Origin of the sequence: Silanimonas lenta DSM 16282 (genome assembly GCF_000429065.1) — a bacterium.
Taxonomy (GTDB): domain Bacteria; phylum Pseudomonadota; class Gammaproteobacteria; order Xanthomonadales; family Xanthomonadaceae; genus Silanimonas; species Silanimonas lenta.
The window spans coordinates 365,001-373,172 of record NZ_KE386844.1 but is presented as its reverse complement, the minus strand read 5'-3'; the positions used below and the strand labels follow the sequence as shown (position 1 = coordinate 373,172).

The 8,172-nt window shown below is 72.3% G+C and carries 8 protein-coding genes; all 8 read right to left on the bottom strand.

All coding sequences use genetic code 11. The features are described 5' to 3' along the window. On the bottom strand, positions 1-275 hold a 275-nt coding region (locus tag G408_RS14305), incomplete at its 3' end, for a flagellin N-terminal helical domain-containing protein (RefSeq protein WP_037412930.1). A gap of 148 nt (positions 276-423) precedes the next feature. Then, positions 424-1,647: a flagellar hook-associated protein FlgL gene (gene flgL, locus G408_RS0110355; protein WP_028771029.1), complete on the bottom strand. Its 1,224-nt coding sequence runs from the start codon at positions 1,645-1,647 to the stop codon at positions 424-426. 15 nt (positions 1,648-1,662) lie between these two features. Then, positions 1,663-3,546 carry a flagellar hook-associated protein FlgK gene (gene flgK / locus G408_RS0110350; RefSeq protein WP_028771028.1) on the bottom strand — a complete coding sequence of 628 codons (1,884 nt, stop codon included), beginning with the start codon at positions 3,544-3,546 and terminating at the stop codon, positions 1,663-1,665. Next, positions 3,546-4,631: a flagellar assembly peptidoglycan hydrolase FlgJ gene (flgJ, locus tag G408_RS14300; protein WP_051282888.1), complete on the bottom strand. Its 1,086-nt coding sequence runs from the start codon at positions 4,629-4,631 to the stop codon at positions 3,546-3,548. Before flgJ ends, flgK begins: the two co-directional genes overlap by 1 nt. Before the next feature lie 11 nt (positions 4,632-4,642). Next, positions 4,643-5,824, bottom strand: a complete 1,182-nt coding sequence (locus G408_RS0110340; protein WP_084628229.1) for a flagellar basal body P-ring protein FlgI — start codon at positions 5,822-5,824, stop codon at positions 4,643-4,645. Between the two features lie 62 nt (positions 5,825-5,886). After that, positions 5,887-6,567 (bottom strand): flagellar basal body L-ring protein FlgH, encoded by a 681-nt coding sequence (gene flgH / locus G408_RS0110335; RefSeq protein ID WP_084628208.1) that lies wholly within the window; start codon positions 6,565-6,567, stop codon positions 5,887-5,889. An 8-nt stretch (positions 6,568-6,575) separates the two neighbouring features. Next, positions 6,576-7,361, bottom strand: coding sequence for a flagellar basal-body rod protein FlgG (gene flgG, locus G408_RS0110330; protein ID WP_028771025.1), 786 nt, complete (start codon positions 7,359-7,361; stop codon positions 6,576-6,578). Between the two features lie 31 nt (positions 7,362-7,392). Continuing rightward, positions 7,393-8,145: a flagellar basal body rod protein FlgF gene (locus tag G408_RS0110325; RefSeq protein ID WP_028771024.1), complete on the bottom strand. Its 753-nt coding sequence runs from the start codon at positions 8,143-8,145 to the stop codon at positions 7,393-7,395. Between the last annotated feature and the right edge of the window lie 27 nt (positions 8,146-8,172).

Genomic DNA, 8,172 nt, shown 5'->3' with positions numbered 1-8,172 from the left:
CGGATGCGCTGCAGGTTCGAGCCGATCTCGCCCAGCGCGCCTTCCGCCGTCTGCGCCAGCGAAATGCCGTCGTTGGCATTCCGGGCCGCCACGTTGAGGCCGCGGATCTGGGTGCTGAAGCGCTCCGAAATGGCGAGGCCGGCGGCGTCGTCACGGGCGCTGTTGATGCGCAGGCCCGAGGACAGGCGCTGGATCGTCGTCGCCAGCGAGGCGCTGTTCGTCGACAGGTTCCGCTGCGCGTTCAGCGAAATCACGTTGGTATTGATGATGCTCATGGCTTGCGCTCCGGGTCGATGGGTTTCCGGGACAGCACTGAACCGTCCGGGGCCGCGGTGGGGGCCGAGGCCCTGGGCTTCCCGCTGCTGACCTAGATAACGGCGACGCCGGCCGGAGCTTTAGGCCCCGGAGCCACGAGTTTGTGAATCAGCGCAAGTAATTGAACAGCGACAGGCTGGCGACGCGCTGGAAGCTGAGCTGGGCGGCGTCCAGGGCGGTGCTCTGCTGGGCCAGACGGCTGGCGGCCTCGGCGATGTTCACGTCGCGCAGGTCGGCCAGGGTGGTCTTCAGGGTGACGTTGGTGGCCTCGCGCAGGGCGGCGGCCTCGTCCAGGCCGGAGAGCCTGGCCCCGCCGGCGGCGCGCTTGTCGACGAAATGGTCCTGGGCGGTGCTGATGTTGGCCAGGGCCACGAAGATGGCGTTCTGCTGCCGGGTGCGCTCCACCGGGGTAGTGGCCGGGGCCTCCAGGGCGGCCACCAGGGCGTCCAGGGTGGCGAACAGGTCCTGGCGGTTGGCAGGGTCGATGGTGAAGACGTCGCCGGCGGCCGGCTCGCCCTGCAGCCGCAGCTGCAGGCCCTCGAAGCTGAGCGTGGCGCCGGGGGTGTAGGTGCCGGTCTGCGGCGGCACCAGCGGCGCGCCGCCGGCGTCCTGGATTTCGTAGGTGGTGGGCGAGGTGAAGAACACGCGGTAACCGGCATTGCCACCGGCGGCCCAGAGCGCGGCATCGACCACGCCGAAGGTGCCGAGCAGGCCGGTACCGGTGTTGGCGGGATCGGCGGCCACCCGCACCCGGCCGTCGCCGGTGGGGATGCGCATCCACACCTCGCTGCCGGGCTCGGCATCGGCGAGCGCCAGGGCCGGGGCCACGTCGACGCGGCGCTGCACCTGGTCGCCCACGTAGGTGACGCCGCCCGGGCTGTCGACGAAAGGCGGCCGGTCGTCCTGGGTGCCGCCGAACAGGTAGCGGCCGGCGGCATCGGTGCTGTTGGCGATGCCGAGCAGGCTGTCGCGCAGCTGGCGGATCTCGCGGGCGACGGAGGCGCGGTCGCTGGCCGAGAGCGGTGCATTCGCGGCCTGGATGGTGAGCTCGCGGATGCGCTGTAGAAGGTCGCCGGCCTGGGCCAGATTGCTCTCCTGCAGGTTGAGGCGGTTGGCCAGCACGTTGGCATTGAGCTCGAAGCGGGCGAACTCGGCCAGCGAGCGGTCGATGGCCACGGCGGCCCCGGCGGCCAGGGGATCGTCGGCGGCGGTGTTCACCCGGCGGCCGCTGGCGATCTGGTTCTGGGTGGCGATCAGCTCCACCTGGCGCCGCAGCAGCTGGGCGATGTTGGTCTCGTAGAGCGTGTTGCTGGCGATGCGGTTGAAGCTCATGGCGGGTCTCCCGGATCAGCGCCGCACGGCCGCGAGGAAGGTCTGGAACAGGTTGTCGGCGATCGAGATCACCTGGGCCGCGGCCTGGTAGGCCTGCTGGAAGCGCAGCAGGTTGGCCGCCTCTTCGTCGAGGTTGACGCCCGAGAGCTGGTCGCGCTGCTGCACCAGGGCAAGGTCGATGGCCTTCTGGCTGTCGAGCGAGAAGTTCGTCTCCCGCGCCGCCGAGCCGATGCGGGTGGTCTGGGCGCCGAGCGTGTCGTTGAGCGAGTTGGCGCCGCCGCCGAGGATGCGGCGGTCGTCGAGGTCGGCCCAGACCCGCATGTTGGTGTTGTCGCTGGAGCCGGCGGTGTTCGGCCCGACGGTGAACACGTCGCCGGCCCGCGGCGCGCCATCGAGCACCAGGGACCAGCCATTGGCGCTGATGGCCGCGCCCGGGGTGTAGGTCTGGGGTGGGCCGCCATTGAGGCTGAAGGTGGTGGGGGTGAGGAACTGGATCGTGGCCGGCGTGGCCAGCGCCGGGTCGGCAGGGTCGAGCACACTGAGCGATACCACCCGGCCATCGCCGAGGTTGGCGAGGCTGGCCTCCGGGCGGATGCGGCTGGCGGCGGCGATGCGGTTGGGATCGTTGATCGCCACCCCGAGGTTGCGGGCGGCCGTGCTGGTGGGCTCGACGAGGAAACGGTCGTTGGCCGCCGGGGTGCCGGACACCACCACTTCGATGCCGTTCACCACCAGCGGGTCGGCCACCGTACCGGTGCCGGTGAGCGGCACCGGCTGCCCGGTATCGGCGCGGCGGGCGCTCCAGGTCACGCCATCGAACTGGAACTCCAGGGGTACGCCGTCGAGGGCGCCGAGATCGGCGACCGTGACCGCGAGGCTGGCGCTGCCGGTGTTGTTGCGGTTGGCGAGCGGCACCGGCGCCGGCAGGCTGAAGAAATCGGTGCCGACGTTGCCGTTGAGGTCGAGGCCGGCGGCACTGGTGGCATTCACCACGCCGGCGAGGGCGGTGGCGATGCGGCCCAGCTCGGCGCGGCCGGTGTCCACCAGGCTCGCGCGGGCGGCGAGCGCCCCGCCCAGCGAGCCGGAAACGCTGCCCGGGCCGAGGCGTACGGTGCCGGTGCTGGTTTCCAGCGAGAGCACCACCCGGTCGGGACGGAAATCGTCCACCGCGGCGACGAGGCGCGAGACCGAGGCCCCCACCACCAGCGGCTGGCCGCCGGCGGTGAAGACATTGAGCGCGCCATCGTCCTGCGGCACGGTGCTCACCCCGGTGAGGGTGGCGATCTGCCGGATCAGGCGGTCGCGCTGGTCGAGCAGGTCGGGCGAGGCATTGCCCGGGCCGTTGCGGGTGAGCTCGACATTGAGCCGGGCGACCTCGGCGGCGAGGCGGTTGACCTCGGCGGCCCCGCCGGTGAGGGCGGCATTGATCTCGCCATCGATCTGCTCCAGGCCCCGCTGCAGCAGGGCGAAGCGCGCCACCAGGGCCTCGGCGCGGCCGAGCAGCTCGGTGCGCGCGGCCTGCGAGGCGGGCTCGGCGGCCACGCCCTGGGCGGCGTCCCAGAACGCCGACCAGGGGCGGGCAAGGCCGGTGGTTCCGTCGGTGAACAGCTGGTCGATGCGGTTGGCATAGCCGTTCAGGCGTTCCAGCCGCCCGAGCTCGCCGGCGCTGTCGAGCAGGCGGTTGGTGACCAGCTGGTCGGCGAGCCGGGTGACCCCGGCCACGCGCACACCGGCCCCGACGTAGAGCGGCCCGAAGCCGCCGCCCGACCGGTTGGCGAGTTCCACCCGCTGCCGGGTGTAGCCCTCGACCGTGGCATTGGCGATGTTGTGGCTGGTGGTGGCCAGGGCGCGCTGGAAGGACAAGAGGGCGCTGGTGCCATTGCCGAGCACGTTGCTCATCAAAGACCTCCGATGCCGGCGCCGGCGAACAGGGTGTTGCGCAGGGCCGGGCCGCGGGCGTCGTCGATGTCGAGCCGCGCCAGCGCGCGCTCGAGCGTGGGCCCGGTGGCGATGGCCTCGATCTTGCGGGCATAGGCCGGGTCGGTGGCATAGCCGCCGCGCTGCAGGGCCTCGGCAAAGCCGCGGATGTCGCTGCCCCGGCCCAGGGCCCCGGCATACCGCGGGCTGCGCTTCAGCAGGGCGGCGTAGTCGGCGAAGCTCTGCGCAGCGCCGCCATAGGCGCGGAAGGCAGCACGCTCGCTGCGGAAGCCGCCCTCGCCGTACTCGAGGGTGTTGGCCTCGATGCGCTCGCCGCGCCAGCCGCCGGTGGCCTTGATGCCGAAGTAGTTGTGGCCCTTGCCGCCGGCGCCGGAGAGCGTGCTGCGGCCCCAGCCGGTCTCGAGCGCGGCTTGGGCGACGATGGCCCGCGGATCGACGCCGAGCTCGCGCGCCACGCGCTGGGCATGCGGCCAGACCTCGCGCACGAAGGCCTCGACACGCGGGTTCGCGGCCACACCCTCGGCCGGCGCGGCCTTGGCGGCGGTCGGCTCGTGGCGCACCGCAGGTTGCAGGCGCGGCACGGCCTCGGCCGGGATCCAGTTGGCCCGCGCGGTGGCATTGGCCGGGCGGGCGGCAAGGGCCTCGGCGGGCGGCGGCACTTCCGGGCGGATTGCCGGCAGCGGCCGGGCATAGCCCTCGAGCGGCAGCAGACGCAGGGCGCGGTTCGCCGGCGAGAGCGGCAGCGGGCCGTGCGCGCCCGCCGGGGCGGCCTCCGCAGCGCTGGCCTGCTGCGCGAGCTGGCGGGCGATCATCGGCGCCAGGCCGAGGCCGCGCCCCTGGGTCAGGGTCTTGGCCAGCTGCTCGTCGTGCAGGCTGCGGAACTGCCCGGCCGCCCCGGGAAACAGGCTGTCGGCGGGCATGGCCTCGCGCATCTGCCGGATCATCATCTGCGCGAACAGGCCTTCCATGTCGCGCGCGACCCGGTCGATGCGCGCGGCATCGCCCGGGGCGGGCGGCGAGAGCGGGAAGGCGGCATCGACGCGCATGGCGGCAGTCTTCAGATGATCTCGAGCTCGGCGCGCAGGGCGCCGACCTGCTTCAGGGCCTCGAGGATGGCGATGAGATCGCCTGGCGCGGCGCCGACCTCGTTCACCGCGCGCACGATCTGGTCGAGCGAGGTGCCGCCCTTGAACAGGAACATGCGCGAGCCGTCGGCCGAGGCCTCGACGGTGGATTCCGGCGCCACCACGGTCTGGCCCTGGCTGAAGGGGGCCGGCTGGCTCACGTTCACCGCCTCGGTGATGGTGACGGTGAGCGAGCCATGCGCCACGGCGGCCGGCAGCACCTGCACGTTGCGGCCGATCACCACGGTGCCGGTGCGGGCGTTCACCACCACCTTGGCCAGGGCCTCGCCCGGCTCCAGGGTGAGGTTCTCGACACGGGCGAGGAAGGCCACGCGGGCGCCGGGGTCGAGCGGCGCCTGCACCTGCACGGTACCGGCGTCCAGCGCCGTGGCGGCGTCCTCGCCGAAGGCGCGGTTGAGCGCCTCGACCATGCGGGTGGCGGTGGTGAAATCGGGGCGGCGCAGGCTCAGGGTGATGCGTCCGCCCTGCCCGGCCTGGGCGAGGGCATCGGGCAGGGCACGCTCGACGATGGCGCCATTGGGGATGCGCCCGGAACTCGGCACGTTCACCGAGACCTTGGAGCCGTCGGCGCCGGCGGCGCCGAAGCCGCCCACCACCAGGTTGCCCTGGGCGATGGCATAGACCTGGCCATCGGCGCCCTTGAGCGGCGCCATCAGCAGGGCCCCGCCGCGCAGGCTGACGGCATTGGAGATCGAGGAGACGGTGACGTCGATGGTCTGGCCGGGGCGGGCAAACGGCGGCAGCTCGGCATGGATGGCCACCGCCGCCACGTTCTTGAGCTGCGGGTTGACGTTCGGCGGCACGGTGACGCCGAGCTCGTCGAGCAGGTTCTTCAGGCTCTGGGTGGTGAAGGGCGACTGGCTGGTGCGGTCGCCGGTGCCGTCGAGACCGACCACCAGGCCATAGCCCACCAGCGGGTTGCCGCGCACGCCCTCCACCTGGGCCAGATCCTTGATCCGCTCCACCGCGACCGCCGGCCCGGCGAGCAGGGCGGCCCCGAGGGCGAGGCCCAGGGCCAGCCGCCGCGCCAGGGCGGCGGGAAGGGCCGCGGCAGCGGCCGGGAACGGAACGACGGGGGCAGGCAGGGCGGGCATGGGCATCTCCAGCGGTATCGGCCGCTCGGGCCGGAACTTGCAAGCCGCGTGCCAGCGCGCCTTCAGTTCGGGAACCAGGCGCCGTTGAAGAAGCGGTCGAGCCAGCCCATGGCATTGCTGCGGGCCATCGGGCCGCGGCCGCCATAGACGATCCGGGCATCGGCCACCCGGGTGCTGGGAATGGTGTTGTCCGGGCCGATGTCGGAGGGGCGGATGATGCCCTGCACCTGGATCAGCTCGTTGCCCTGGTTCAGCGTGAGCTCCTTGCTGCCCTGGATGACCAGGTTGCCGTTCGGCAGCTTCTGCACCACCTGGGCGGTGAGCGTGCCGGTGATCTGGTTGCTCTGCGTCGAGTTGCCGTCGCCGGCGAAGTCGCGGCTGGTGGACAGCGAGTTGTTCAGCAGGTCGCGGCCGCCCAGGGTCACCGGAGCGCCGAACAGCTGGCCGGACATGCCGGTGGTGCTCTCCTTGGCGATCTTGGTGTTGGCGCGGGTACTGGCCTGGGTGCGCTCGGTGAGGGTGACGGTGACGATGTCGCCCACCTCCCGGGCCTTGCGGTCGGTGAACAGGCGCAGGCCCGGGCCCTCGCGGTAGATGGCGCCGGCGGTGGGTGCCGCCACTGGCTGCACCGGCACCTGCATCACGGCCACGGGGGCGAGCGGCTGGACGTCGCCGCGGATCATCGCGCCATGGCCGCAGGCAGCGAGCAGGGGGAAGACGAGGGCGGGCAGCAGGCGTTTCATGGCGGGCCTCAGAGCTTGTTGTTGAGATAGGCCAGCATCTGGTCGGTGGTGCTGATGGCCTTGGCGTTGATCTCGTAGGCGCGCTGCGTCTCGATCATCGCTACCAGCTCTTCCACGGTATTGACGTTCGAGCTCTCCAGGGCGCCCTGCTGCAGAAGGCCGAGGCCCGCCTGCCCCGGGGTGCCGGCCTGGGCCGGGCCGGAGGCGCCGCTCTCGAGATAGAGGTTCTCGCCCTTGGCGAACAGGCCGGCCGGGTTCACGAAGTCGGTGAGGGTGATCTGCCCCACTTCCTGCGGCGCGGCCTGGCCGGCGATCTGCACCGTCACCGTGCCGTCGGCGCCGATCGAGATGGCCTGCGCGCCTTCCGGGATCTGGATGCCGGGCTGCACCTGGTAGCCGGAGTTGGTCACCAGCTCGCCCTGGGCATTGATCTGGAAGCTGCCGTCGCGGGTATAGGCCTCGGTGCCGTCGGGCAGCAGCACCTGGAAGAAGCCGCGGCCGTTGATCGCCACGTCCAGCGCATTGCCGGTCTGCAGCACATTGCCCTGGATATGGCTCTTGGCCGTGCTCACCACCCGCACGCCGGTGCCGAGCTGCAGGCCGGAGGGCAGGTTGGTCTGCTGCGAGCTGGCGCCGCCGGGGGCGCGCACCTGCTGGTAGAGCAGGTCCTCGAAGCTGGCGCGGTCGCGCTTGAAGCCGGTGGTGTTGACGTTGGCGAGGTTGTGCGCCACCACCGACATGCGCGTCTGCTGCGCGTCGAGGCCGGTCTTGGCGATCCAGAGGGCGGGGTTCATGGCGGGGTCTCCCGTGGGGGTTCCGGCGGCGTCAGCGCGCGCGCAGCAGGGTGGCCGCGGCGCGGGCGTTTTCCTCGCCGCTGCGGATCACCTTGAGGTTCATCTCGAACTGGCGGGCGAGGCTGATCATCGCCACCAGCTGTTCGGTGGCATTGACATTGCTGCCCTCCAGCATGCCGCTCATCAGCACCTGGCCGGCGGCCGGCTGGGGGGCCTCGGCGGCGTCCCCGGCGGGGCGGAACAGGCCGTCCTCGCCGCGCGACAGACTGGCCGGGTCGGCACGCACCACGCCGATGCGGGCCACGTTCTGCACCACGCCGCCGGCATCGCCGAGCGGCACGATGGCCACCGTGCCGTCGCCGCCCACCGAGAGGCTCTGGAAGGGCGGCAGGGCGATCGGCTGGCCGGCATCGTCCAGCACCGGCTGGCCGCGGCCATTGGTGAGGCGGCCGGTGGCATCGAGCTTGAGGTCGGTGGCGCGGGTGTAGGCGGGCTGGCCCTCGCGGTCGGCCACCGCCATCCACAGGTCGGCACCGTTGAGCGCGAAGTCGAGCGGGTTGCCGGTGGTCTGCAGGCTGCCCTGGCGGGCGTCGAAGCCACCCACGTCGCCCATCGAATAGACCCGCGAGCGCAGCTCGCCGCCGGCCACCGGGAAGGCCTCGGTGGCGTGCAGCAGGGCCTTGAAGCCGGTGGTGCTGGCATTCGCCAGGTTGTGCGAGACGGCGGCCTGGGCGCGCAGGTTGGCCTGCGCGCCGCTCATCGCCACGTAGAGGGCCCTGTCCATCGTCCTGCTCCCCGCTCAGCGTGCCCG